This is a genomic window from Halalkalicoccus sp. CGA53, from assembly GCF_036429475.1.
Classification (GTDB): domain Archaea; phylum Halobacteriota; class Halobacteria; order Halobacteriales; family Halalkalicoccaceae; genus Natronorarus; species Natronorarus salvus.
Genome location: NZ_CP144125.1, coordinates 3,563,753 through 3,587,825 on the forward strand (window position 1 = coordinate 3,563,753; position 24,073 = coordinate 3,587,825).

Genomic DNA, 24,073 nt, shown 5'->3' on the forward strand with positions numbered 1-24,073 from the left:
CGACACTCGTCGTCCGGGGTCAAAAAGCCGGGTGAACCGGCCGACTCCGCCGTTCGGAGTTCCTCGAAGCCGATCAGGAGACGCGGTGTTCCTCGACGACGTCCCAGTCGACGTCTATCCCGAGCCCCGGCGTGTCCGGTACCTCGATCCGGCCCTCGTCGATGAGCGGCTCGTCGCACACGACGAGGTCCTCCCACCACGGGACGTCCCGTGCGTGGAACTCGAGGGCGAGGAAGTTCGCGGTCGCCGCGCCGACGTCGACGCCCGCCATCGTCGCCACCGGGCTCCCGATGTTGTGCGGCGCGAGCGTCACGTACTACGTCTCCGCCAGCTCCGCGATCTTCTTCGTCTCGGCGATCCCGCCGGTCTTCGAAATATCGGGGGCGACGAACGCGGTCGCCTGCTCCTCGAGGAGGTCGCGGAAGCCGTGACGGCCGTAGCGTTCTCCCCGGTGAGGATCGGCTGGTCGACCCGTCGGTTCAGCTCCGCCATCGCCGCCGTGTTCTCCGGCGGGAACGGGTCCTCGATCCACGCGAGGTCGTAGGGGGAGAGGACGTCACAGAGCGCCTCGGCCGCCTCGAGCCCGAAATTCCAGTGGAGATCGACCGCGACCTCCGCCCCGTCGCCGATCTCGTCTGTCACCGCCTCGACGAGGCTCCGTTTGTGCTCGAGTTCGGGTCCGTCGAGGTGCCGCGAGAGGGTGTCGATCTCGCGGCCCGAGGGGACGTCGAGGTCGAACTTCACGATCTCGAAGCCGTCGTCGACCGCCGCTCGGGCCGCCCTCGTGTACGCCTCCGGCTCGTAGGTCCCCGTCGGCTGCTCGGAGAGCGCGGCGTCGACCATCCCCTCGCCCGCGTGGCAGTCGGCGTAGATCCGGACCTCCTCGCGGATCTTCCCGCCCAGTAGCTGGTAGACCGGCTGCTCGAGGAGTTTCCCCGCGGCGTCCCAGAGCGCCAGTTAGACGCCGCTGATCGCGATCGTCCCGATCCCCTGCTGGGAGCCACGCCCCGAGAGGCTCTCGCGCATGAGGTGGTAGAGCCGCTCGACATCGAGTGGGTTCTCGCCACGGAGCACGGGTCGAAGGTAGTCGGTGATCACCTCGTGGACGCCCGGCGAGGGATAGGCCTCGCCGACCCCGGTCACCCCGGCGTCGGTCTCCACCCGCACGATCGTCCACGGGAAGTTGCCGTCGACGACCACGGTCTCGAGGTCGGTGATCGCGGGGACGTCCGTCGAGCGCTTCGGCGTCTCGTCGAACTTCGGCCACATCGTCGTCGCGAGCCGTGCCGCGAAGTCGGAGTACAACCTCCCGACTCGCGCGAGCGGAGTATCGATCCCGGGGTCGACCGTCACGGCTCGACCGACGCCCCGCCGTGATCCCCGATCGAAGCGCGTCCCCGCCACCACAACCTATTCGTACGCCCTCCGCATCGGATGGGACATGACCTGCCCGTACCTCTCGTACCGCGACTCGGACGGCGAGACGAGCTTCGACACCGAACGAGCCTACTGCGAGGTGATCGAGGGATTCGTCTCGCCGATGCGTGCAGACGTCTGCAACGACCGTGGCGAACTCTCTCACGAGGCCGACTGCGAGTTCTACCGCGCAGAAGAGGGTCTCGACTGATCGGAGACGGCAAGCCGGCGTACGCCGGACGGATCAGCCCGACATCCCGAGGATCTCGCGCGCCTCCGCCGGCGTCGCGAGCTCTCGGTCGAGTTCGTCGGCGATCCTCGCCGTTCGGCCGACCAGCTGTGCGTTGCTCTCTGCGGGCTCGCCACGTCGGTAGTAGAGGTTGTCCTCCATGCCGATCCGGACGTGGCCGCCGGTCACGATCCCCATCGTCGTCAGCGGGAGCTGGTGGGGCCCGATCGCGAGCACGTTGAAGATCGAGTTCTCGGGGAGCTCGCCGATCATGTTCACCACGTTCGCCGGGGTCGGCCGCGTGAGCGTTCCCGGCCCGAAGATCAGGTTGATGTAGTAGGGCTCGTCGACCAGTCCCGTCTCGATCAGCCGGTAGACCTCGTTCAGGTGGCCGTTGTTGAACACCTCCATCTCGGGTTTGATCCCCTCCTCCTGCATCTCTCGAGCGAGCGTCTCGATCTGGTAGCGGGTGTTCTCGGCCGTGAGGTGCTGGTACCGGTTCATCGGCCCCATGTCGAGCGAGGCCATCTCGGGTACCGGGTCGGTCCGGATCCCCTTTATCCGCTCTTCGAGCGGGAGGCCGGTCCCCCCGGTCGTGTTCTGGATGACGACGTCCTCACAGGCATCGCGGACGGCGTCGTTGATCTCCTGGAGGCGGTCGGCGCTGCGCTCGCCGCGTTCGTCCCGCCCGTGGAGGTGGACGATCGACGCGCCGAGTTCCTCGCACTCGCGGGCCGCCTCGGCGATCTCATCGGGCTGTTCCGGGATGTTCGGGTTCGCTTCCTTGCCCTGGACGCCGCCGGTCGTCGGCACCGTCAGGATCAGTTTCTCCCCGTCGAGGTACTGCTGGTAGCTCATCTACCCGTTCGAACAGAGCCCACCGGGAAAACGTTATCCACCGCGGGCGAGAGCTGAGACCATGACGGACGCCCACTCCGGAGACGACCACGAGCCAGCAGCGTCGCCCGCGGTCGTCGGTGCGGGAACGATGGGTCACGCGATCGCCGTCGCGTGTGCCGCCGGCGGTCACGGGACGACGCTATTCGATGTCTCCGAGCCAGCCATCGAGACCGCCCGCGAGCGCGTCGACACGGCCGCACGGGCGATCGCCGACCACGGCGCTCGCGGGATCGAAGCGCCCGGGGAGATCACCGACCGGATCGAGTACGTCACCCGTATCGAGGAGGCCGTCGACGGCGCGGGGATCGTGATCGAGGCGGTGCCCGAAGAGCGCGAGACGAAACGCGAGGCGTTCGAGCTGATCGACCGACACGCACCGGACGGGGCGGTCCTCGCGACCAACACCTCCTCGTTCTCGATCGACGAGCTCGCGGCGTTCGTCGACGACCCGACCCGGTTCTGTGGGACCCACTGGTTCCACCCGGCACACGTCGTCCCGGGCGTCGAGGTGGTGCCGGGCGAACGGACCACCGGGGAGACCCTCGAACGCGCCAGCTGGTTCCTCGACTCGATCGGGAAGGACCCGGTCGTCCTGCGGAGGGATATCCCGGGGTTCGTCGCCAACCGGATCCAGTCCGCGATGGCCCACGAGGCATGGGCGCTCCTCGGCGCGGACGTCGCGAACGCCGAGGAGATCGACCGGATCGTGAAGGGGACGTTCGGCTACCGGCTGCCCGTCCTGGGGGTGTTCGAGAAGGCGGACAGATCGGGCCTCGACGTCCACCACACCGTGCTCTCCGAACTGCTCCCCGACCTCGATCGGGGGACGACCCCCCCGGAACCGCTCTCGGAACTCGTCGCGTCGGGACGGCTGGGCGAGAAGACCGGACGCGGCGTCTACGATTGGTCCGCGTCCGATCCCGACGGGGCCGACGACGACCGTATCCGTCGGCTGCTCGACCTCTCGAGCGTCTACGAGAGCGCCGCCGACGAGTCGGTTGCGACGAGCCGCGAGCACACATAACTATCCCCACACGCGCTGTAACCGGAGCCGCATGTACCACGTCGTGGTTCCGATCGACGGCGAGAGGGAGCGAGCGGAGAACGCCACGGACTATCTGATCGGCCTGATCGACGACGAGGGGCTGCTCGACGATCCGGGACACGTCACGGTCTCGCTGGTGAACGTGTTCAAGGAGTTCAGGGCGGTCGACGAGGGCGGGAACGTACGTTCGGACGACCTCTACGACGAGACGGCGGTCCCCGACTCGGTCACCGAAGCGAGAGCGCGCCTCGAAGCCGCCGGGTTCGACGTCGACCTCGTCAGGCGACACGGCGATCCCGCCGAGGAGATCCTCGAGTACGTCGAGGCGGTCGACGCGGACGCGATCGTCGTCCCGGCGAGGAAACGCTCCACGGTCGGGAAGGCGGTGTTCGGGAGCGTCGCTCAGGAGGTGATCCTCGGCTCCGAACGCCCCGTCACGGTCGTGTGAGCCGGGGAATACTGTCGAAACCCGACACCGGGCCACTGGTAGTCGAAAGGTCATCCGATCGCAAACGCCGGGCGGGTACGGACGGCTCCGGCCGAGGGCGTCATACGGACTGCTGTCCGTCCGTACCGCTCAGACGGGTGCCCGTCTCTCGGTCCGAGCGGTAAACAGTTACAGCAGTCCGTATCAGTCCTCCGACGGCCTCGCGCCGGTCTCGGTCGGCCCACCGGTGAGTCGCTCGCGGATCGGTCGCTGGAGCTGGAGCAGCATCAGCCCGGCGATGACGGCGATGCAGACGAGACGGACGCCGGTGACGGGGAACACCATCGCGAGGATCCCCAGGACGACGAAGGCCGCCTTGACGGGGAACACGACGAACGGGCTCGGGTGGAAGAACCGACCGTGGTAGTTGAGCCCGTGCGAGATGCCGAACGCGCCGACGAGCGCGATCGCGCCCGAGACGAGCGTCTCGGTGGTCCAGCCGCCGACGACGAGTTCGGGGTTGTAGATGAACGCGAACGGGAGGACGTAGATCGGCATGGAGATCTTGAGCGCCTCGAAGCAGGTCCGCCAGAAGTTCGAGCCGGCGATCCCCGTCGCGACGACGACCGCGATGGCGATCGGCGGCGTCAGCCCGGAGAGGACCGCGGCGTAGAGCACGAAGTAGTGTGCGGCGAGGTTCGGCACGAAGAACTGCTGGACGAGCGCCGGGGCGATGAGCGCCGCGACGATGACGTACGCCGCCACCGTCGGCATCCCCAGCCCGAGGATGATCGAGATGACGAACGCGAGGATCACCGCCAGCAGCATCACGCCCTGCGAGAGGTCGAGCAGCGCGAGCGAGAGCACCCCCGGGATCCCCGAGGCCTCGAGGATGTCGACGACGCCGTTGATCGCGGCGATGATGATCGCGATCGGCGCGAGGATGATCGCCCCCTCCCGGAAGCCGAACGCCGTCTTCCCGAGCAGGTCGTCGACCTCCGCACGGAGGTCGCCTCCCTCATAGGCGGTCTGGGCGACCGGGAAGCCGAAGCCGGTGATCAGCATCGCGACGACGGTGTAGAGCGCCGAGGTCAGCACCGTCCACTGGAGGACGCCGAGCATCACGATCAGGACCATGAAGGGGCCACCGAAGCGGATCAGCTGGATCACGAGCTCGCCCCTCGTCATCCGCTCGTCGAAGTGCTCGGTGACCGAGACGTCGAAAGTCTGCCCCCGGAGCTGTTCGATGCCGGTGTAGTGGACGGCGATGAAGACGGAGCCGTAGAAGATCGCCGCCGGGATCAGCCCCGCGATCAGCACCTCCAGGTAGGTGATCCCGAGCAGCGACGCCATCACGAACGCCGCGGCGCCCATCACCGGCGGCATGATCTGTCCGCCGGTCGACGCAACGGACTCGATCCCGCCGGCGACCTCGCCGTCGATCCCGCTCTCTTTCATCAGCGGGATGGTGAACGAGCCGGTGATCGCGGTGTTCGCCGCCTGGCTCCCCGTGATCGACCCGATGATGATGCTCGCGGTGACCGCCGAGAGTGCGACGCCCGAGCGGACGACCTCCGCGGCCCGGAGCGCGAGGCGCATGATGAGGTCGAACGCACCGAACCCGCGCATCAGGCCCGCGTAGAGGAGAAACAGCGCGACCCAGGTCGCGATGATGCGCGAGATCGAGCCGTAGACGCCCTGGAAGTCGAGCACCATGATGTTCGCCGTCCGGTTGAGGCTGAACCCACCGTGGCGAAGGATCCCGGGGGCGTAGTTGCCGTAGATCCCGTAGAGGATCGCCGCGATGATCACCGCCAGGAAGGTGAGCCCGTACGCCCGGTACGAGAGGTAGAGGATCACGACGATGAACGTGGCCGCGAGCGCGTACTCGTGGGGCAGCGCGGTGCCGACGCGCACCGACAGGAGCACGTCGTAGTTGACCGTCATGTAGATCGTCGTGACGACCGTGACGAGCGCGGAAACCGACAGGCCGACCATCTCGAGGGTCTCTCCCTCCTCGTAGCTCTCCACCAGCTCGTTGCCCAGGTAGACGACGATGATCGAGCCGAGGAAGATGACCGTGAAGAGAATCCGGTCCATCCGCTGTGTGAACGCGTAGAAGAGGATCCACACCCAGGTCAGGATCGCTAACGCCGTCACCACGTCGTTGGCGAGCTCTAGTCGGCTCCTGGTAGAGATCGAATACACCATGATCCGTGTTCTCGATATGGAGTACTAAAAGGTGTGCTATTCGTCTCCGCGGGTCCAGCTATCGTCCCACACGTCGTGCTCTTCGTACCAGTCGGCCGCCCCCGGGTGGATCGGAATCTCGTCGGTGTGAACGAGCGCGAACGTCAGGTTGTCCGGGTCGCCGTAATCAAGGATCGTCGGGTTCGCCTCCTGCATCGACTCGTAGTGAGTGTGGCAGATGTCCATCACCTCGTAGAGCGCGTCCGCCGGGATGTCCGGGCTGAAGAGGTACGGGTAGGTCTCGGTCCAGGTGTGGTTCGGGAAGTCCTCCCCGCCGATGTCCTGGTCCCAGCCGCCGACCTCGTCCATCTCGTCGTAGCCCGCACCGGCGAACTCCTCGGCGGCCTGGACGAACTCGTCGGTCTGTTCGATCAGCCTGACGTCGTTTCTGGCGTCGACCTCGACGGCCCACGACGGCAGTTCGGTGAAGTTCGACGTGTAGGTGACGAACGCCTCGACGCGGCCCTCCTCGAGCGCGCTCGCCGCCTCGCTGGTCTCGAAGTTGACGACGCCCTCCTCGAGTTCCTCCCAGAGACCGGCGTTGCCGTACATCTCCTCGGTCATCGCGCGCAGCCCCCAGCCGGCGGGCAGGGCGTAGATGTCCTCCCCGAACAGGTCGTCGGTGGTCTCGATGTCGCTGTCCTCTAAAGCCATCCAGTAGAGGTTCAGCGACAGGTGACTGAACCCGTGCTGTGGGAACGTGTCGACGTCGTCCGGCTCCTCGAACGGTCCCGACGAGGTGAGCGCCTGGTTCAGGATGTAGTTGCCCGCGGAGTAGGAGTTGAGTTCGTCGTCGGCGTAGAGCCGGATCGACTGCGGATCGCCCCCCGCGTCCTGCGTGATGAAGCTCACGGAGTCCGAGTTCTCGTCCACGACCCGCTGGATCGCCTGCGAGTTGCCGTAGGTGCTCGACCCCGACGACGAGGAGCCGACGGTCATGTCGACGCTATCGCCGCCGAGCATGTCGAGACAGCCGGCGAGCCCCACGACCCCCAGGCCGGCGGTCGCCCTCAACGCGTCACGTCTGCTAACGCGGCCATTGCCATGCATCACCACAGAGCAGACAGCGATGGTATAAAACAGTTGTGTACGATCGCCGGTCGACAACGGGCCGGACGAACGGCCACCGCCACGGACGCGGGTCGTCTCGTACGGACGGTTGTAACTGGTTACTGGTGATCCAGTACGGGTCGGCGATCACCGGGAAGGGACTACAACCGTCCGTATCACTCCGACCGAACCGTCGCGACGTAGAAGGGGGAGTCCGCCAGCCGACCCCGGTCGAACGCCTGATCGTACCGGCGCGCCTCGAGACCGACCGGATCGCCGATCGAGAGGGCCTCGTACCGGGCGTCGATCCGGGCGAGCAGCCGCGGCCCCTCGGACAGTTCGACGACGCCGACCACGATCCCGTCCTCGAAGTCGGCGGCCGTCGTGTGCTGGCGGGTGTAGGTGTGGATCCGTCCCTCGCCCGAGGCCTCCTCCCAGCGCACGTCCGTCGAGTGGCAGTGCGGACAGATCGGGCTCGGCGGAAAGAACGCCTCCTCGCAGCCATCACAGCCATGGATCAGGAACCGCCCCTCCTCGAGCGCGCTCCAGAAGGGGTCGGTGTACGACGTCTCCCTCACGCTGGAGCCTCCGTCATGAACACGGTGGCCGTGACCCCGTTAACGTGGCCGTGCTCCGCGGTCGTCATCGCGTACTCGGCACCGTCGATCTGCGTCGAGGCCGTGCCGCGGAGCTGTTTCACCGCCTCGACGTGGTTCAACAGCGGCGTCACCATCGGCGGGTGTCCCCGACCGAGACAGCCCCCGGAGGGACTGATCGGGTGGGCGCCGTCGGGCGCGGTCGTCCCGTCGAGGCAGGCGTCGACGCCCTCACCGCGCCCGACGAGCCCCAGTTCCTCGGCGAAGATCGCCTCGATGTGCGGGAACGGGGTGTAGGGCTCGAAGACGTCGATCGCGTCGATCCCGACGTTCGCGTCCACGACGGCACCCCTCGCCGACTCCCCGATCGCGGGGAGTTCGGTCGTCCCGTGACGGGGGCTCATCAGGAGGTGACTCGCGGCGTGGTGCGTGCCGATCCCCGCGACGGAGACGGGTGACTCGGTCGCGCCGTCGGACGGGCCGTCGGTGATCACGAGCGCGGCGGCACCGTCACAGGGCGCGGGACACTCGTAGAGCCGGATCGGGTCCGCGATCGGGCGCGACGAGAGCACCTCCCTGCGCGTGACCGCCTCGTCGAACAGCGCGTTCGGGTTCGCCCGGCCGTTGCGTCGGTTCTTCACGACGATCTCCGCGACGTCCTCACGCTCGATCCCGTGCTCGAAGAGGTACCGCCGCAGGCTCTGTGCGTAGACGCCCGGGATCGTCAGCCCGATCGGCGTCTCGAACTCCCTGTCGAAGAGCTTCGCGACGTAGTCGAAGTACGGTCCGGTCGTCTCGATCAACGAGTGGCGTTCGAGGGCGAGGACGAGCGCTGCCTCCACGGCTCCGCTTCGAACGTCCTCGACGGCGGCGTGGAACGCGTGGCCCCCGCTCGTCCCGCCCGTCGCGACCTCGATCGACCGACGCGTCTCGAGGCCGAGCAGGCGGTGGAGGTAGGTAGAGAAGAAGCCCTGTGGCGTCCACGGTCTCGGCGACGGCATGTAGAGTCCGTCGATCGCGGAAAGTTCGACACCTGCCTCAGCGACCGCCTCGCGGATCACCCCCAGCGCGAGGTCACGGTCGGGTATCGAGTAGCGCCCGTTCGGGACGAGTCCGATCCCGGAGACGGTCGGAGCTGGCTGGCCCGTCATGGTACGACGCGGCGTACAGCGGGCGGCGACATATAACCCGACCTCGTCCGGTGTTCGTCCCCGAACGGATCGACGACCCCGATCGGTTCACACGGCTCGCTGTTTCACTATCCGGAACGGCGTTCGGTCGGCGTCCGGACCGACGCCTGGACTCGACACTCGCCACCGACCACAAGTTCTATCACCCGAGTTGTGTTGTAGCACGTATGCTCGATTACGTGGGGTTGGAGGCGGGGTTGGACTCCGAGGAACGGATGGTCCGGGACACCGCCCGCGAGTTCGTCACAGAGCGCGTCCGCCCGGAGATCGCCACCCACTACGAGGCAGGCACGTTTCCCACCGACCTGATCCCCGAGATGGGCGACCTCGGCTTCTACGCGCCCAATCTGGAGGGTTACGGCCTGCCCGGGCTCTCCGAAACGGCGTACGGACTGCTGATGCAGGAGCTCGAGGCGTGTGATTCCGGGCTCCGGTCGATGGCGAGCGTCCAGGGCGCGCTCGTCATGTACCCGATCCACGCCTTCGGTTCTGAGGAGCAAAAGGACGAGTGGCTCCCGAAACTCGGCGAAGGCGAGGCGGTCGGCTGTTTCGGGCTCACCGAGCCCGAACACGGCTCCGATCCGTCCAGCATGGAGACCAGAGCCGAGCGAGACGGCGACGAGTACGTCCTCTCGGGCTCGAAGACCTGGATCACCAACTCGCCGATCGCCGACGTCGCCGTCGTCTGGGCCCGGGACTCGTCGAGTGAAAACTCGCCAGTGAGGGGGTTCCTCGTCGAGACCGATAGGGAGGGCGTGAGCACGAACAAGATCGACGAGAAGCTCTCGCTTCGCGCGTCGATCACGGGCGAGATCGGCCTCTCGAACGTCCGAATCCCCGAGGAGAACGTCCTTCCAGGTGTAGAGGGCATGAAGGGGCCGCTGTCGTGTCTGACGCAGGCGCGTTACGGCATCGCCTGGGGGGCGGTGGGTGCGGCCCGGGACTGTTTCGAGGTCGCGAGGGAGTACGCGCTCGATCGCGAGCAGTTCGGCGGGCCGATCGCGCAGTTCCAGCTCCAACAGCGCAAACTCGCGGAGATGGCCACACAGATCACGACCGCGCAATTGTTGGCCTACCGGCTGGCGGAGCTGAAAGAGCGCGGCGAGCTGCGTCCACAGCACGTCGCGATGGCGAAACGAAACAACGTCCGGATGGCCCGCGATCAGTCCCGGGTCGCGAGGGAGATGCTCGGGGGCAACGGGATCACGCTCGATTACTCGCCGATGCGGCACATGGCGAACCTCGAAACCGTCTACACGTACGAGGGGACCCACGACATCCACACGCTGATCCTCGGCGCCGACCTCACCGGCATCCAGGCCTTCGACTAGACGGACGTTCGAATAGGGCGCGAGATCGGTTCGGAGCGGTTCGAGGGGCCGCCGTCGACAGTCTCCGTACGACGGGCTCCGTTCTTGGACGGTGAGAAGGTCCCGAGCGAGGACGTCACCGCCGTCAGTAGCCGAGCGAGAGGAGCCGGTTCGCGAGGATCGCGACGAGCGCGAGTCCCGTGACGCCCGCGAGCAGGCCGAACGCGACCGACCAGCCGAGGAGGTCCGCGGAGACGCCGACGGCGACGCTGCCGGTCGCGCCGAGGGTCATGTACACCGTCCGCACGAGGCCGAAGCCGAGACCCCGTTCCGACTCGTCGAGGAGGTCCATGAACCGCGACTGCAACGGCGCGCCCCACGTCATCGCCACGCCGACGAGACAGACGCCGGCGACCGTCGCGGGGAGCCCCTCGCCGACGACCAGCGTGGCGAAGCCGAGAACGCCGGCGCCCATCGTGAGCGCCGCGGCCGAATCGCGAGAGTAGCGGTCGGAGAGCGAGCCGGTCAGCGGCTGGGCCACGCCGTTGACGAGGAAGTACGCCGAGAACAGGAGGCCGGCCGTGGTTCGGGGAAAGCCCTGGCTCCCCTCGAGGAACGCGGGGAGAAAGGAGGCGGTGGCCTGCCAGGTGAACGCACCGAGCGCCGACAGGGCGGTCGTGTACGCGACCCCGGGGCGAGAGAGGAGACCGAGGAGGAGCGAGAGGTCGATCCGATCGCGGATCCGCCGGTCGGGGAGGCGCGGATCGGTGGGACGGGTCCGGACGAGGAGGACGACGAAGACGGGAACCGCGACGACGGTTCCGAGGAACACCGCGACCCGCCAGCCGTACTGCGCGCCGACGACCGCCGCGAGCGCCGGTGCGGTCAGACCGGCGATCGGGGCACCGGAGACGTGGATCCCGATCGCCCGGCCAGTCCGTTCGAACTGGCGGGTGAGCAGCGTGGTCGCGGCGCTGTAGTGGAGCCCCGCGGTCGTCCCGAGGAGGACGGCGAAGAGGAGAAACGAGAGGTAGGATGGCGACGTCGCCAGCAGGGCGCTCGCGAGAGCGACCCCGCCGATCGCGACGAGGACGATCCGGCGTTCGCCGTAGCGGTCGCCGAGGACGCCCGACGGGAACTGCGAGAGGGCGTAGGCGGCCCACATCCCCGAGAGGGCGAGGCCGATCGCACCGGTGCTCACCTCGAACGTGGCGACGACGTCGGGGACGACGGGGCTGATGACCAGTCGGGCGGCGACCGTGACGAAGAAGGCGAGCGTACACAGGACGAGGACGGTAGAGCGGTAGGACCAGCGCACGTGTTTCGAGTCGAAAACCACGAGAAAAGCGGTTGCGGTCGCGGCAGCGTCGGCCCGTCCGTGGTGGAGCCCCTGTCGGATCCGTTTCACTATACGGAACTTTGATGAGGGTCGCCGGGGGAGCGGAGCCATGGGAGCGAACTCGATCGGGGGGACGAACGCCGGGGTGGCGACGACGAAGAAGACGTTCGAGATCCTCGAGACGCTGGCGGAGGAGGAGGGGACGACGATCACCGGGCTGGCACGGACGACGGGTATGGCGAAGAGTACGGTGTTCCGACACGTGGAGACGCTCCGCGATCTCGGCTACGTCGTCGAGCGGGAAGGCGAACTCCATCTGGGGTTCCGTCTCCTGGAACTGAGCGAACAGGCCAGGAACAGGAAGCTCGGCTACCTCGCGACGAAGGAGAAGGTCGTCGAGCTCGCACAGGAGACCGGGGAGCGGGCGATCTTCCTCGTGGAGGAAGCGGGGGAGGGGGTGTACATCCACAGCTTCGGCGGTGTCTCCGACACCATGATCGGGAAACGGCGACCGCTGTACTCGCTCGCGTCCGGGAAGGCGATCCTCGCCGGGTGGTCCGAAGAGCGCGTCGACCGGTACCTGCACGGCCTCGAGCCACGGCCGTTCGCGACGAACACCATCACCGACACCGACGCCCTCCGGGAGGAGATCCGAATCACCGGGGAGCGGGGGTACGCCATCAACGACGAGGAGCGGATGGACGGGCTCCGCGGCGTCGCAGTCACCGTGTTCGACGAGAACCACGCCGTGTTGGGTGGGCTCGGGGTGTTCGGACCCGTGAGCAGGTTCACCGAGCGGGAGATGCACGAGCGGCTGCCGCCGGTGCTGCGTCACAAGGCGGAGGAGATCAAGATCGCACTCGCGTACGGCTGAACTCGCGAATCGGCCCTGCCCAGGGCGCTACACGGATCGACTACGGTCCTCGTCGTCTCGCGTGGAGCCGCCGTCGTTCCGGTATGTGGAACCGGGTATCGAGTGACTGTCGAACCCCGGATAACACGCATATGCCTGTAACGATCGGGCCGGGCGAGCGGTACAGATCCCCGATTCGGGTCCACAGAAGCGAGTACGAATTGGAGTAATTAAATATATTTCAGATAGCGAAGGTCCTCGGGATACGAGTCGGGCCGACCGGGGTTCGAGAGTGAGGACGTGAACGGATCGGAACCGAAACGGGATAGTCGTGGCGAGGAGAACGAGGACACCGACATGAAAGCGGTCGTTCCCGCCGCGGGCGAGGGCTCGAGACTCGGAGAACACACCGACGAACGTCCGAAGCCGCTGGTCGAGGTGAGCGGAGAACCGATCCTCACTCGCTGTTTCGCTCGACTCGTCGACGCCGGGGTGAGCGAACTCGTCGTCGTGGTCGGCTACCGAGGCGAGGAGATCACCGGGTACTACGGCCGCTCGTTCGAAAGCATTCCAATAAGTTACGTCCACCAGCACGAACGACTTGGTCTCGCACACGCGATCTCGCGAGCGGAAGAACGGGTCGATGGGGAGTTCCTCGTCTACAACGGGGACAACGTGATATCGGGGAACCTCGGGGAGGTGATTGAGGGTCAGCGATCCGGGGCGGACGCGACGCTCCTCGTCGACCGGGTCTCGGAAACGGAGGCGCGCGAGACGGGCGTCCTCGACGTCGACGACGACGGCCGCCTCCGTCGGATCGTGGAGAAGCCGGCGGAGCCGCCGTCGACGCTCGTCACGACAGGGGTGTACGGACTCTCCCCGGAGATATTCGACGCCTGCCGACGGATCGACCCCTCGGATCGTGGGGAGTACGAACTCGCCGACGCGCTGACGCTGCTGATCGAAGGGGGCCGACGCGTCGAGGTCGTCGAACTCGACGGGTGGCGGGTGAACGTCAACACCCCCGAGGACGTCGAACGCGCGGAACGGCTGCTCGCCGGCGAGCGCTGACGGCGAACCTGAGCCGCTTACGACGCGCGGACGAGCGGGTCGTACCAGTCCTCGTTCTCGCGATACCAGTCGATGAACCGGGAGACGCCCTCCCGGATCGTGGTCGTCGGCTCGTAACCGAGCAGCTCGTTCGCCTTCGAGATGTCCGAGTGGGTGTGTTCGGCGTCGGCATCGTTCCGGTCGCCGTACTCGATCTCGAGGTCGGGTGCGAGCTGGTCGCGCACCTCCTCGGCGAGCGTCCTGATATCGATCCTGTCGGTGCTTCCCAGGTTCATCACCTCGCCGTCGGCGGCGTCGTTCGCGAGGAGCTCTCGGTTCGCCCAGCGGACGTCGTCGACGTAGGTGAAATCCCGGGTCTGGGTACCGTCGCCGTAGATGACGGGTGGTTCGCCGTGGAGACAGCGCGAGACGAAGTTGCTGATCGCCATGTTCGGGCGCATCCGCGGGCCGTAGACGGTGAAGTAGCGCAGCGAGACCGTCGGCAGGCCGTAGACCTCGTGGTAGACCCGCGCGTAGTGTTCGGTCGCGAGCTTCGAGACGCCGTAGGGGCTCACCGGCTCGTTCGGGTGGGCCTCGTCGTAGGGGAGGTACTCGGGCTTGCCGTAGACCGACGAGGAAGAGGCCATCACGACCCGCTCGACGTCGGCCGCCCGGGCGGCCTCGAAGACGTTGAGCGTCCCGTTGACGTTTATCTCGGTCACCTTCCGCGGCTGTTCGACGCTCGTGCGGACGCCGGCCTGTGCGGCCTGGTGGTAGACCGTGTCCACGTCGGCGACCAGCGAGTCGACGACCGCTGCCTCGCGGACGTCGCCCTCCGCGAGTTCGTACGAGCCCTCGGAGCTCTCGGCGAGCGTGCGACAGAGCTCGACGGTGTGCTCTTTGATCCCGGTGTGGTAGTACGGCTCGAAGTTGTCGAGGACGACCACGTCGTGTCCGTCGGCGACGAACGCCTCCGCGATGTGGCCGCCGATGAACCCCGCCCCCCCAGTCACGAGAACCTTCATACAGGGCTTCTACGACCGGATGGAAAAAACCTGCCGGCTTCCCGGGAGCGGGGGCTCGGGGAACGGATCGATTGGGGAGGGCCGACGGGGGACGGTCCCGGCGAGCGGCCCGCCGAAGGGGTGTGGATGGGATCCGTCGTCGCCGCGGCCAAGGGGTGAGTGCGACGCCGACGGACGGTAGCTGGCGGTCAGCTAAGCGTCATACCTTTCCGCCGGTCTGATATATCCTTTCTGGCCCGAAACCGACCGCGACCGGAACGCCGAAGCGAGTCCGGCGAGAGCCGTCCGCATGGATCAGGAGGTCGACGCCGCGATCGAGTCGAACACAGAGCGCTATCGGGAAGCGCTTTACGAGTTGCTCCGCCAGCCGAGTATCAGCACGACCGGCGAGGGGATGGACGAGGCGACCGACCTCGTCGTCGAGACGGTCTCCCGATTCGGCTTCGAGGAGGTACGGAGCATCGAGACGGATCGGTATCCGGTCGTCTACGGGGAGCGGCTCTCGGATCCGGACGACCCGACGGTCCTCTTCTACGGCCACTACGACGTGCAGCCGCCCGGATCGCGCGAGGAGTGGGAGAGCCCGCCGTTCGAGCCGACGGTGAGGGAGGGGAGCGTCTACGCACGCGGGGCGGGCGACAACAAGGGCCAGTTCGGCGCACACCTCTTCGCGCTCCACGCGCTGCTCGACGCCGGTCACTCCCCCGAGCTGAACGTGAAGGTGCTCCTCGACGGCGGCGAGGAGAGCGGGAGCGCGGGACTCCGGAGCTATCTCGACTCCGGTGCCGAGGCAGTCGCGGACGCCGACCTAGTATACGTCGCCGACGGTCCGATGTTCGGTTCGGCCGGTGCCGCCTCGTCGGGCGAGGGTGCCCGCGCACAGCGACCGCTGCTCGCCTACGGCAACAAGGGCGTGCTCTCGTTCCAGCTCGACCTCCGAACCGCGAACACGGACCTCCACTCGGGGAACTTCGGCGGTCCGGTGCCGAACGCGGCGACGGAACTGGTCGAACTCCTCGGATCGATGCGGTCGGGCGAGGGGATCACGATCGAGGGGTTCGGGGAGGGAATCGAGGTGACCGACGCGGATCGAGAGCTCGTCGCCGAGATCCCCACCGACGAGACCGCGATCAGAGAGGAGCTCGACCTCACACACCTCGCCACGGAGAGACCGTACTACGAGCAGCTGTTGTTACACCCGACGCTCACGATCAACGGGCTCCGCTCGGGCTACGGGGGTGAGGGGATGAAGACCGTCCTGCCCTCGACGGCGACGGCGAAACTCGACTGCCGGCTGGTGCCCGGCCAGGACCCCGAGCGCGTCTTCGAGCGGGTACGCGAACACGTCGAGCGCGAGAACCCGGACGTGGAGATCCGGAAACAGGGCAGTTTCCCGCCGATGAAGACGCCGATCGACACGCCCGCCGCGGCGGTCGTCGCGGACGCGCTCTCCTCGGTGTGGGACGTCGACCCGGTCGAGTTCCCGGTCCTCGGCGGGAGCTTGCCCGCCGCCTACTTCCGGGAGGTGCCGAACCTCTCGGACGTCCCGATCCTCGTCGTCCCGTACGCGAACCCGGATCAGGGTAACCACTCGCCGAACGAACACCTCGATCTGGAGTGCTTCGAGAACGGGGTCCGGACGAGCGCGCGGGTCATGTGGGGCCTCGGAAGCGCGCTCGACAGGTGATCGCCGCCACCGAAGCCGATTAGTCGGCGTCCCTGAAAGGGGGGACATGAACCCCACAGACTGGCGGACCTATCTCGTCACGCAGGCGTCGCTCTCGGAGGGGAGATCGACGCAGGAGGTCGTCCGGGCCGCGATCAAGGGCGGCGTCGACGCCGTCCAGCTCCGCGAGAAGGACACCGGCGCGCGCGAGCGCTACGGTCTCGGACTCGAACTGCGGGAACTGACCGATGCCGCCGGGGTCGACCTCCTCGTCAACGACCGGGTCGACATCGCGGAGGCGGTGGGAGCCGACGGCGTCCACCTCGGGCAGAGCGACCTGCCGGTCCCGGTCGCGCGCGACCTGCTCGGTCCGGGGAGCGTGATCGGCTGTTCGACCTCGACCGTCGCGGAAGCGAGGCGAGCGGAGGCGGAGGGTGCGGACTACCTCGGCGTCGGCGCGGTCTACGTCACGGAGTCGAAGGCGGTGCCCGAGGAGAACTCGGGGGTCGGTCCCGAACGGGTGCGGGAGATCGCCGAGGCGGTCTCGATCCCGATCGTGGGCATCGGTGGCGTCACCGCCGAGAACGCCTCCGAGGTCGTCGAAGCCGGCGCGACGAGCGTCGCCGTCATCAGCGAGATCGCCGGAGCGGAGGACCCGGCGGGGGCGACCGCCGGGCTCGTCGACGCCGTGAGAGAAGGGGAGAACCGGACCTGATACGAACCGCTGTAGTCCGTACCGGTTGGACCGGTACCTCTCTCTCGGTCCGAGCGCTGAACAGGTACAGCAGTCCGTAGGAGTGGCCGCCACCGCACGGGCTAACCCCACCGACCGCGGAGACGGCGCATGGCCGAGAACGTCCGGTACGAGGTCGAAGCGGGTGCCGCGGTCGTCAGGATCGACCGTCCCGAGAAACGGAACGCGCTGAGCGAGGCGCTGATCGACGATCTCACCGACTCGTTGGAGCGGGCGGTCGACGACGGCGTCCGGGCGGTGATCCTCACCGGCGTCGGCGAGTCGTTCTCTGCCGGCTACGACCTGGCCGAGTCCGGTGGTACCGGCGAGGGGGTCGTGCCGACGGTCGAGGACGGCCTCGACCGGGGTCGGCGCGTGCTCCCGCTCTTTACGACGGTCTTCGACCTGCCGATCCCGGTGATCGCGGCGGTGAACGGCCACGCGCTCGCCGGCGGGAGCGACCTCGCGCTGACCTGTGACCTCACCATCGCGAGCGACCGGGCGACGTTCGGCTACCCCGGGATCCGGATGGGTGGGATGCCGCTCTCGCTGATCTATCCCTTCGTGATCGGGCTCAAGCACTCGCGAGAACTGCTCTACACCGGAAAGACGATCGATGCGCGGGAGGCCGAACGGATCGGGATGGTAAATCGCACGGTCCCACACGACTCGCTCATGGAGGCGGCCCGGGCGGAGGTAAAGGCGATACGGAAGACACCGAGTGCGACCGTTCAGATCACGAAACACATGCTGAACGACGTGGCGGAGATGCAGGGATACAGGCCTGCGGTCAGAAACAGCGGCTATCTCGCGACGCTCTCGCATCAGACGGAGCCGGGAAAGGAGTTCTTCGAGATCAGGGAACGAGAGGGGATCGGCGCAGCGATCGAGTGGATGCACGGCGTGGAAAAGCCCTGATTCGGTGGTGAGGGCCGTCTCTCCGACTCGATCGGGGTACCGACCATCGCCCGCCCGTCCTTCGGGTCGGTCCCGGACCCGTGGAGGATTCACTCCGACGACCTGCCGATGGCGTCGAGATCACCCCCGGTGGTCGTCGGATCCCCACGGACGTTCCCCCGTCTCGCCGAGCCCACCTACCCAGTCCACGCGTCACGGCACTTCGGTGGGCACGCTGGCTTGCACGTCCACGTCCCCGAAAAGTGCCAAGGAGCGCTCGTCGGCGAGCGCGCTGTCGTAGGATCGGCGACGGAGATCGCCTCTCTTCCGGCGAGGCTGTCGGAGAGCGGACTCCACCGTGATAGTTCGTTCCCACGAGCGTCCCACCGATCGCCCCCTGAAACCGATCCGTTCGCACGCGCTCTGTGCCGAACCGGATCGAGTGCCGCACTCGAGCGGGCTGGGGTAACCCGGAGGTCGACCAGCCCGTCCGGGTCCCTACGATCGGTATCGTATTGCCCTCGGCGAGCCAGTATGCCCTATGGAGTACCGTGACGTCGACGCGGCGATCGAGGAGGAACTGCTGAGCGTCTGCCGGACGGTGATCGGCGACGAACTACGGAGTATCAACTACTTCACCGACGAGACGGTCGGCCAGGTCTACCTCCGCTCGGACCTAGATCGCACCGCCGATCTCGTCGGGATCGCGGAGCTCGAACGCCTCGGGTTCCGCTCGCAGGCGACGTACGAGGGGAGTCAGCTCGGGGAGTACCAGGCGACGGTCAGGATGTTCGAATACGGCTATCTCACCCGCGTCATCTACGGTCGGGTGGGCGTATGGGTGACGACCGACGAACTCTCGATGGAACGGTTCGAGGAGCTCTCGACGGCACTGAAGTCGGTGCTCGCCGAACTCGACGACGATCGCGAGTGAGACGTCTACCGACCCGGATCGGTCACGTGGAGTTCGTCACCGACCGAGTAGAGGTAGCCGCGTTCGAGCAGTCGGTCGATGGCGTAGTCGGCGTCGCCGCGTTCGAGCCCCGTCTCGGCGAGCGAGCCGCGTGCCTCCTCGATCGGGAGCCCACCCTCGCGCGCGGCGGTCTCGCGAGCGAGACGGTCGTACGTCTCCTCGATCCAGTCCGCCAGCGGTGAGCGGTCGTCGCCGGTCATCTCCTTCCCGGAGAGTTCGACGCCGAGCGGGTTAACGCCATCGTGCCCCCAGTTCACACGAGACGACGACGAACGAGGTGAGTGTCCGGGGTGTGGTAGGTCCTAACAAAGCCTTATTACCGGGAGGGTCATACGACCGATCAGACCCACGCAGATGTCCGCACAGTCGAGATCACGCGGTACAGTCAGCCTGTCGCTGTCGCCCGACGAACACTGGACGCTCCACCACGTCCTGCTCCACCGGATCGACCGGGAACGGACCACGGAGGACCCGACCGGGATCGACCCGCCGGAGCTCGCGGTGTATCAGGCGTTCGAGTCGATCGACGCCGGCTACACCGAATTCACCGACGACCAGCTCGCGGCGATGGCGGGCGTCGTCTCCGAGTACCACCACAGCACCTCCTGGTGGGAGACCGAGCGATCCACGCTCGAAGCCCTCCTCCGGACGATAACCTCGAGCCTCTGAAACTACTTTCACCCACTATCTCCCCCACATCAGCCCGTAGCATGTCGTCGGTCGCCTCGATCGACTGTTCGCCATAGTTCATATATTCCCACAAGAGTTTTATTTAGAGGAATAAAATCTCGCTCGTGACCGTCGCCGACGGAGGTGGAGATCCGATGAGAGAGCGCGTGAGCGCGCTCTCCCGGCGCTCCCCGCAGCAGTACGGTCTCCTCCGGACGCACATCGGCTCGATCAGGACCGCGATCGAGCGCTGTGACAGGCACTACCCGACAGCGAGACAGGTCTTCGAGGAGATCGACGACCCCTCGCTCGAACCGACGACCGTCGGCTACCTCCTCACGATCCTGGCCGACCTCGACGTGGTGGCGATCCACACGAAGAGCGGCGCGGCGAACCGGTACGACCTCACGCAGGTCCCCGAGGGCGCGCTCGGGGAGATCGAGCGAGTGCTCGACGATGAGAGCGACGGCTGATACTGTCGGCTGTGAGTCGTTCCGGAGTATCGAACCCCGTAGTGACGAGGATCTTTACACAGTAACGGCCGACGGTGTAGTGTGCCTTACCGGGGCCCGGCAGTATTTGAGACGGCGCGACCGAGAGGCGCGTAGATGGAGACCACCGAGCGAGACGGCCGGTTCGATCACCTATTCACCGAGACCGTGCGCGAGACCCTGGAGGACTCCGCCTACGGCGCCTGGCGGTCGGTGTCCTCCGCCGACGCGGTGCCGCTGGGACTGGGCTTTCCGTTCCCCGAGTCGTTCCCGAACGACGAACTGGTCGACGCGGCGGGGGCGGTCTTCGACGTCGAGGGCGACGTCGCGCTGCAGTACGGCGGTGGCGAGTACGCAGAACACCTCGAGGAGGTCGTCGCGGACCGCGCGCGCGCCAGAGGGATCGACTGCGGCGAGGGCGAGCTTCTGCTGACCAACGGCTCGACGCACGCGATCGACTCGGTCTGTCGGGCGTTCCTCGACCCCGAGGAGTCGATCGTCGTCGAGGCGCCGACGTTCATGGGCGCGCTGAGCGTCTTTCGCAACTACGGCGTCGAGGTCACCGGGATCGACGTGGATCGGGATGGTCTCGACGTCGAGGCGCTCGCGGCCGAGCTCCGGGCACGAGACGAGCGGGGTGACGCGCTCCCGACGCTCGTCTACACGATAGCGAACTTCCAGAACCCGACCGGGACGACGCTCTCGGCCGACCGCCGTCACCGACTGCTCGACCTCGCCGCCGAGTACGACTTCGTGATCCTGGAGGACGACGCCTACGGCGAGTTGCGCTTCGACGGCGAACCGCTCCCGACGCTCGCCGAACTCGACGACGAGGGGCGAGTCGTCCACGTCGGGACGTTCTCGAAGACCATCGCGCCCGGTGTGCGAACCGGCTGGGTGATCGGTCACGAGGAGATCGTCCGGGAGGTCCGCGGGCTCGCCGCGGGCGGGACGAACACCTTCACCAGGGGTGTGCTCGGGCGATACTGCGCCGAGGGACGGCTCGAGGAGGGCGTTCCGGAGCTCCGCCGGGCGTACGAGGAGCGGCGAGATCACCTCCTCCGCTGTCTGGAGTCGTCGATGCCCCCGGAGGCCACCTGGACCGAACCCGAGGGTGGTTTCTTCGTCTGGGTCGAGCTTCCGGAGGGGATCGACACCGAGGAACTGCTCCCGCGGGCGGCCGAGGAGGGCGTCGTCTACCTGCCGGGGTCGATGTTCTACCCCGACGATCGGGGCGAGAACGGGCTCCGACTCTCGTACAGCCAGGCGTCACCCGAGGGGATGGAACGAGGGATCGCGGCGCTCGCCCGAACGGTCCGAAGCGCGCTGCCCGCCGAGTGATAAGGGACGGTCGTAGTCTCTCGTGATAGCGCGGATCAGACGTAGCCGAAGAGCGTCGCGAGGAGGACGAGCGTCCAGAGCGCAGTCCCCGCGAGCAGCATGTCGTTGAACCGGCTCTCGCGCGTCGCTCGTCTCGCGGCCCCCCCGGCGATCAACCCGAGGGCGACCACGACGAGCATCCGCTGGAGGACGACGTCGATCGGCAGCGAGTCGACGCCGACGATCCCGTAGTCGAGCCAGACCGCGAGCGAGAGCGAGAGCGAGGCGACGATCGCCGCGTCGATCCGACGTTCGAGGCCGGTCGCGATCGCGTAGGTAACGAGCGGGATGCCGAGGGCGACGACGGGGTAGAGCAGCGCCGCGATCGCGTGCATCGAGAGCGTCTCGACGTGTCGTTCGAGCGCGATCCCCACGACGCGGACGCCGAGGAAGAGGGTGAGGATCGCCGCCGCAAGCAGCAGGTGACGGGGTTCGATCCGGTCGGTGACGGCGTGAATCCGGGCGCGGTCGACCGGCGTCAGGTGCTCGTCGATCGCTCGACTCGTCTCCGTCGAGGCGCGTCGACCAGCCGTCAGCCCGACCAGCGCGGGGGCGATCAGCAGTCCCACCAGGTCGACGAGCGTCGCCCAGCCGTCGGCGTCCGAGGGGCCGGCGTTCTCCAGGTTGATCCGGGTCACGTCCGACTGGTTGTCCACCTGTGGCAGCGACATGAAGTCGCGTTCGATGGAGAGCTGGGCGGCTTCGACGCCGTCGACGCGGTGACGGAGGGTGAACCAGTCGAAGTGTTCGGTGTGCGCCTGCATGGCGACCCACCGGTCCTCGCTGTTCGGCGCCTCGTAGAGCCGGATGTGCATCCGGTGGCCGTAGTAGTCGCCGTCCTCGAGCTGGAGCGTCTCCGTCACCCAGCGCCCCTCGCCGTCGCCCGGGTCGACGAAGGCGTACCTGGTGGTGCCGGCGGCCTCGCCCCACTCGGTCCCGGTCGCGTGGTGGCCCTCGTCCGCGAGGAACGAGTAGGTGCCGGGCTCGGCGTCCTCGTGGTCCTCGTCGAGCTCCTCCCACTCCGTCTCGCCCTCCTCGGTCAGGAGACGGACCACCTCGTCGGTCTCACCCCGGACGACGACGTTGATCGGGCTCCGCTTCTCGAACGACTCCCGCGCGTTCAGGTACGCCCAGAACGCGCTCTCCGACCCCTCGAACTGGACGAGGTCGGGTCCCTCGTCCTCCTCGGGGAGGACGTCGCTGGTCGATGGGGAGGTGAACAGCGAGGGGCCGCCGACGAACGCGAACGCGATCGTGACCAGCACGAGGGCGACGACGGCAGAGCGACGCATGTCCCGTCGGTTCAGGGGTACGTGATATATAGGTTGCCGATTCGACGACCCGGCCGGCCGACCTCAGTCGTCGGCGGGGGTCGGTGTGGGTGGCGAAGCGGGTGTCTCCCGAGTCGACGAGGGGGTCGGGTGATCGCGACGGGCGCGGACGAACAGCGCGTGGGTCATGATCGCGATGGCGAGACCCGCCCCGATCGGGACGGCGATCGAGAGCGAAACGCCCGCGAGCGCGAGCGGGCCCGAAACCCCGAGCAGGGTCAGCGGGATGAACAGGAGCACGAGATCGTGATACTGAGTCATACTAATCACCTAGTATGTGGATTAGTCACTTAGTTCTTGCGCCAGAGATCCGTGTGGTGAACTGTTCAGTCAGTCGTACCGTACACTCAAACAGCTAGTGGGTTTCTCATACCTTATCGTTCGCTCCTCGCCGTCGCGGCTCGGGGCCGAGGTCGGTCCTGATTCTCCCCGAGAGCCACCGAGCCCGGACCATCGGTGTGTATTAGGCGGGACGGGCCGATACCCGAGACATGCCCGTCGAACGCAACGGTTCCACCCTCCGGTACCCACAGCCCACCGCTCGCGCCCGACTCGTCGACCGGTCGGACGACGCATGACGCTCGATCAGCTCAGAGAGGTCTCCGACCGCGCGATCGTCCCGTTCGTCGCGATCGCCGAACGGCTCGGACTCACACCGAACGTCGTCACGACGGTCGCGTTCGCCGTCGCGGTCGTCGCGAGCGTCTTACTGTACGTCGCGGGGAGCGACCCGATGTGGTACCTCCCGGCCGGCCTGCTCGTCCTGGTGAGCGGCCTGCTCGACGTGCTCGACGGGGCGCTCGCACGCGAGACGGGGACCACTTCGGAGGCGGGCGACTTCCTCGACCACGCCCTCGACCGCTACGGCGACGTCGTCATCCTCGGGGGGCTCACCCTCGGCGTCGAACAGTACGTCCTCGGGCTGCTCGCGATCACCGGCGTGTTGCTGACGGCGTACCTCGGGACGCAGGCACAGGCGGTCGGCCTCGGTCGGATCTACGGCGGCTTGCTGGGGAGGGCGGACATCCTCGTCCTCGTCGGGGTAACGAGCATCCTCGCGACCTGGGTGCGCGTCGAGGTCGCCGGACTCACCGTCGTCGGCCTGTTGCTCGCCCTCTTCGCGGTCGTGAGCCACGTGACGGCGCTCCAGCGGTTCGCCTGGGCCTGGCGCGACCTCCGGTGAGTCGGGCCGATCCCACCTCGGTGAAACGTCCTGAAACGAGATAGACGCGGGCTAATACCGTGCAGGATTC

At 67.3% G+C, this 24,073-nt stretch carries 24 protein-coding genes and 1 pseudogene; 14 read left to right on the forward strand and 11 right to left on the reverse strand.

Features of this window, described 5'->3' with window-relative positions; genetic code table 11:
• Positions 1-73: 73 nt before the first annotated feature.
• A pseudogene (locus V2L32_RS21200) lies at positions 74-1,305 on the reverse strand (mandelate racemase/muconate lactonizing enzyme family protein).
• Between the two features lie 136 nt (positions 1,306-1,441).
• On the opposite strand from V2L32_RS21200, the gene V2L32_RS19995 reads away from it, so the two are divergent.
• Entirely contained in the window at positions 1,442-1,627 is a 186-nt protein-coding gene (locus V2L32_RS19995) for a hypothetical protein (protein ID WP_331234371.1), read from the forward strand.
• Positions 1,628-1,660: 33 nt separating this feature from the next.
• Here V2L32_RS19995 and V2L32_RS20000 read toward each other — a convergent pair whose 3' ends face one another.
• Positions 1,661-2,503, reverse strand: a complete 843-nt coding sequence (locus V2L32_RS20000; RefSeq protein ID WP_331234372.1) for a BKACE family enzyme — start codon at positions 2,501-2,503, stop codon at positions 1,661-1,663.
• A gap of 61 nt (positions 2,504-2,564) precedes the next feature.
• On the opposite strand from V2L32_RS20000, the gene V2L32_RS20005 reads away from it, so the two are divergent.
• Complete coding sequence (locus V2L32_RS20005) at positions 2,565-3,569, forward strand: 3-hydroxyacyl-CoA dehydrogenase family protein (protein ID WP_331234373.1); 1,005 nt, start codon at positions 2,565-2,567, stop codon at positions 3,567-3,569.
• Positions 3,570-3,600: 31 nt separating this feature from the next.
• On the forward strand, positions 3,601-4,038 hold the full coding sequence (locus V2L32_RS20010; protein ID WP_331234374.1) for a universal stress protein: 438 nt from the start codon (positions 3,601-3,603) through the stop codon (positions 4,036-4,038).
• 183 nt (positions 4,039-4,221) lie between these two features.
• On the opposite strand, the gene V2L32_RS20015 is transcribed toward V2L32_RS20010, so the two are convergent.
• The 4 genes from V2L32_RS20015 to V2L32_RS20030 all read right to left on the reverse strand — a co-directional run bounded on the left by V2L32_RS20015 (position 4,222) and on the right by V2L32_RS20030 (position 9,064).
• Positions 4,222-6,228, reverse strand: a complete 2,007-nt coding sequence (locus V2L32_RS20015) for a TRAP transporter permease (protein ID WP_331234375.1) — start codon at positions 6,226-6,228, stop codon at positions 4,222-4,224.
• A gap of 36 nt (positions 6,229-6,264) precedes the next feature.
• On the reverse strand, positions 6,265-7,281 hold the full coding sequence (locus V2L32_RS20020) for a TAXI family TRAP transporter solute-binding subunit (protein WP_331234377.1): 1,017 nt from the start codon (positions 7,279-7,281) through the stop codon (positions 6,265-6,267).
• A gap of 212 nt (positions 7,282-7,493) precedes the next feature.
• Positions 7,494-7,895: a Zn-ribbon domain-containing OB-fold protein gene (locus tag V2L32_RS20025; protein WP_331234378.1), complete on the reverse strand. Its 402-nt coding sequence runs from the start codon at positions 7,893-7,895 to the stop codon at positions 7,494-7,496.
• Positions 7,892-9,064, reverse strand: a complete 1,173-nt coding sequence (locus tag V2L32_RS20030) for a thiolase family protein (protein ID WP_331234379.1) — start codon at positions 9,062-9,064, stop codon at positions 7,892-7,894. Before V2L32_RS20030 ends, V2L32_RS20025 begins: the two co-directional genes overlap by 4 nt.
• Before the next feature lie 206 nt (positions 9,065-9,270).
• On the opposite strand from V2L32_RS20030, the gene V2L32_RS20035 reads away from it, so the two are divergent.
• Positions 9,271-10,434: an acyl-CoA dehydrogenase family protein gene (locus tag V2L32_RS20035; RefSeq protein WP_331234380.1), complete on the forward strand. Its 1,164-nt coding sequence runs from the start codon at positions 9,271-9,273 to the stop codon at positions 10,432-10,434.
• Between the two features lie 124 nt (positions 10,435-10,558).
• Here the strand turns inward: V2L32_RS20035 and V2L32_RS20040 are convergent, their stop codons facing one another.
• A complete protein-coding gene (locus tag V2L32_RS20040) occupies positions 10,559-11,731 on the reverse strand; it encodes an MFS transporter (RefSeq protein WP_331234381.1) in 1,173 nt (390 codons plus the stop codon).
• A 130-nt stretch (positions 11,732-11,861) separates the two neighbouring features.
• Between V2L32_RS20040 and V2L32_RS20045 the strand changes: the two genes are divergently transcribed.
• Together V2L32_RS20045 and V2L32_RS20050 are read left to right on the forward strand one after the other, a co-directional pair.
• Positions 11,862-12,626, forward strand: a complete 765-nt coding sequence (locus V2L32_RS20045) for an IclR family transcriptional regulator (protein WP_331234382.1) — start codon at positions 11,862-11,864, stop codon at positions 12,624-12,626.
• A gap of 279 nt (positions 12,627-12,905) precedes the next feature.
• On the forward strand, positions 12,906-13,676 hold the full coding sequence (locus V2L32_RS20050) for a sugar phosphate nucleotidyltransferase (RefSeq protein ID WP_331234383.1): 771 nt from the start codon (positions 12,906-12,908) through the stop codon (positions 13,674-13,676).
• Positions 13,677-13,693: 17 nt separating this feature from the next.
• On the opposite strand, the gene V2L32_RS20055 is transcribed toward V2L32_RS20050, so the two are convergent.
• Positions 13,694-14,680, reverse strand: a complete 987-nt coding sequence (locus V2L32_RS20055; RefSeq protein ID WP_331234384.1) for an SDR family NAD(P)-dependent oxidoreductase — start codon at positions 14,678-14,680, stop codon at positions 13,694-13,696.
• 289 nt (positions 14,681-14,969) lie between these two features.
• Here V2L32_RS20055 and V2L32_RS20060 point away from each other — a divergent pair, with 289 nt between their 5' ends.
• The 4 genes from V2L32_RS20060 (at position 14,970) to V2L32_RS20075 (ending at position 18,910) form a co-directional block, all read left to right on the forward strand.
• Complete coding sequence (locus tag V2L32_RS20060) at positions 14,970-16,367, forward strand: M20/M25/M40 family metallo-hydrolase (RefSeq protein ID WP_331234386.1); 1,398 nt, start codon at positions 14,970-14,972, stop codon at positions 16,365-16,367.
• Between the two features lie 46 nt (positions 16,368-16,413).
• On the forward strand, positions 16,414-17,061 hold the full coding sequence (gene thiE / locus V2L32_RS20065) for a thiamine phosphate synthase (RefSeq protein WP_331234387.1): 648 nt from the start codon (positions 16,414-16,416) through the stop codon (positions 17,059-17,061).
• A 129-nt stretch (positions 17,062-17,190) separates the two neighbouring features.
• The gene (locus V2L32_RS20070) at positions 17,191-17,997 is read left to right on the forward strand and encodes an enoyl-CoA hydratase/isomerase family protein (RefSeq protein WP_331234389.1); all 807 of its coding nucleotides are present in this window, start codon (positions 17,191-17,193) and stop codon (positions 17,995-17,997) included.
• Positions 17,998-18,517: 520 nt separating this feature from the next.
• The gene (locus tag V2L32_RS20075) at positions 18,518-18,910 is read left to right on the forward strand and encodes a DUF7522 family protein (RefSeq protein ID WP_331234391.1); all 393 of its coding nucleotides are present in this window, start codon (positions 18,518-18,520) and stop codon (positions 18,908-18,910) included.
• A 5-nt stretch (positions 18,911-18,915) separates the two neighbouring features.
• Here V2L32_RS20075 and V2L32_RS20080 read toward each other — a convergent pair whose 3' ends face one another.
• A complete protein-coding gene (locus V2L32_RS20080; RefSeq protein WP_331234392.1) occupies positions 18,916-19,206 on the reverse strand; it encodes a hypothetical protein in 291 nt (96 codons plus the stop codon).
• 97 nt (positions 19,207-19,303) lie between these two features.
• On the opposite strand from V2L32_RS20080, the gene V2L32_RS20085 reads away from it, so the two are divergent.
• From V2L32_RS20085 to V2L32_RS20095, 3 genes are all read left to right on the forward strand, one after another.
• Positions 19,304-19,618 carry a DUF7853 family protein gene (locus V2L32_RS20085; RefSeq protein ID WP_331234393.1) on the forward strand — a complete coding sequence of 105 codons (315 nt, stop codon included), beginning with the start codon at positions 19,304-19,306 and terminating at the stop codon, positions 19,616-19,618.
• Between the two features lie 125 nt (positions 19,619-19,743).
• On the forward strand, positions 19,744-20,091 hold the full coding sequence (locus tag V2L32_RS20090) for a hypothetical protein (protein ID WP_331234394.1): 348 nt from the start codon (positions 19,744-19,746) through the stop codon (positions 20,089-20,091).
• Between the two features lie 135 nt (positions 20,092-20,226).
• Positions 20,227-21,450, forward strand: a complete 1,224-nt coding sequence (locus V2L32_RS20095) for an aminotransferase-like domain-containing protein (protein WP_331234395.1) — start codon at positions 20,227-20,229, stop codon at positions 21,448-21,450.
• Between the two features lie 35 nt (positions 21,451-21,485).
• On the opposite strand, the gene V2L32_RS20100 is transcribed toward V2L32_RS20095, so the two are convergent.
• The gene (locus V2L32_RS20100; RefSeq protein ID WP_331234396.1) at positions 21,486-22,781 is read right to left on the reverse strand and encodes a hypothetical protein; all 1,296 of its coding nucleotides are present in this window, start codon (positions 22,779-22,781) and stop codon (positions 21,486-21,488) included.
• A gap of 63 nt (positions 22,782-22,844) precedes the next feature.
• Positions 22,845-23,081: a hypothetical protein gene (locus V2L32_RS20105; protein ID WP_331234397.1), complete on the reverse strand. Its 237-nt coding sequence runs from the start codon at positions 23,079-23,081 to the stop codon at positions 22,845-22,847.
• 313 nt (positions 23,082-23,394) lie between these two features.
• Between V2L32_RS20105 and V2L32_RS20110 the strand changes: the two genes are divergently transcribed.
• Positions 23,395-24,003 carry a CDP-alcohol phosphatidyltransferase family protein gene (locus V2L32_RS20110; protein ID WP_331234398.1) on the forward strand — a complete coding sequence of 203 codons (609 nt, stop codon included), beginning with the start codon at positions 23,395-23,397 and terminating at the stop codon, positions 24,001-24,003.
• Positions 24,004-24,073 lie beyond the last annotated feature (70 nt).